The sequence below is a fragment of the Polynucleobacter sp. 39-46-10 genome (assembly GCF_002282275.1).
In genome coordinates this window covers 1-1,237 of record NZ_NCJB01000511.1, presented here as the reverse complement: position 1 = coordinate 1,237, position 1,237 = coordinate 1, and the positions used below count along the sequence as shown (strand labels likewise).

Here is a 1,237-nt window from a genome sequence, read left to right as displayed (position 1 = left end):
CCCCAATCCCAACTCAAATTGCTGGCCAAGTAAAAATTAGTAGCAAAGACACTCCAAATTTAAAAAAGCGTCCTGCACCAGCAAAAACTGTTGTGATGGAAAGTCATGCTCCAGATTGGGTAACAGATGCAGAAGAGGACTTATCTGCCGCTGAAGTCGCCCTCGAGAAAATCAAAAGTGATCGCAGTCCAGTTGCGCCACGTCATGAGCGTGATGACAGGAAAATGGCAAGCGTCCCAGAAAAACCAAAGCGCATTGTTCGCACTGGTCCACCTAGCCTATTTGTTTTAGATACCAATGTACTGATGCATGACCCGAGCTCCCTGTTCCGCTTCTCCGAACACGACCTCTTCCTGCCAATGACCACACTTGAGGAGTTGGATAACCACAAGAAAGGGATGACTGAGGTTGCCCGTAATGCCCGTACCGTCAGCCGCTCATTAGATCAATTGGTTGCCGGCACCAGCGGTACATTAGATGAAGGTATTCCACTCAATAAATTAGGTAATCAGGATGTATCTGGTCGCCTCTTTTTCCAAACCAAGCTAACCACTGAATCATTACCCGAAGGACTGCCTGAGGGTAAAGGTGACAACCTCATCCTCGCTGTTGTGAGCGAACTCCAAAAGACACGCAAAGGTCAAGAGGTAGTTTTGGTATCTAAAGATATCAATATGCGTATTAAGGCGCGTGCTCTAGGATTGCCTGCTGAAGACTACTTCAACGATCAAGTGCTAGAGGATCGAGATTTAATGTATTCCGGTGTCATGTCTTTGCCAGCAGACTTCTGGCCCAAGCATGGCAAAGATATGGAAAGCTGGGCTGATGGCAAATCTGGCACGATGTTTTATCGCGTCACCGGCCCTTCAGTTCCAAACATGCTGGTCAATGAGTTTGTCTATCAAGAAAATCCAGATGGCTCCACACCTTTTTACGCGCAAGTAAAAGAAATTAATGGTAAGACCGCCCTCCTTCAGACTTTGAGAGATTTTTCACACCAGAAAAATAATGTGTGGAGTGTGACCGCGCGCAACCGCGAACAAAACTTCGCAATGAACTTGCTAATGAATCCTGATGTGGATTTCATTACATTACTTGGCCAAGCGGGTACCGGAAAAACCTTGCTAGCTTTAGCTGCTGGCCTTGAACAGGTGTTAGATAGCAAGCGCTATAACGAAATTATCATTACTCGCGCTACCGTTCCTGTTGGTGAAGATATTGGCTTTTTGCCAGGCAC

1 protein-coding gene is annotated in these 1,237 nt (G+C 46.5%); it reads left to right on the top strand.

The annotated features are described in order from the left end of the window. Nucleotides 1–95: 95 nt before the first annotated feature. The coding region (locus tag B7X71_RS17275) for a PIN domain-containing protein (protein WP_293601647.1) at nucleotides 96–1,237 on the top strand (1,142 nt) is incomplete at its 3' end.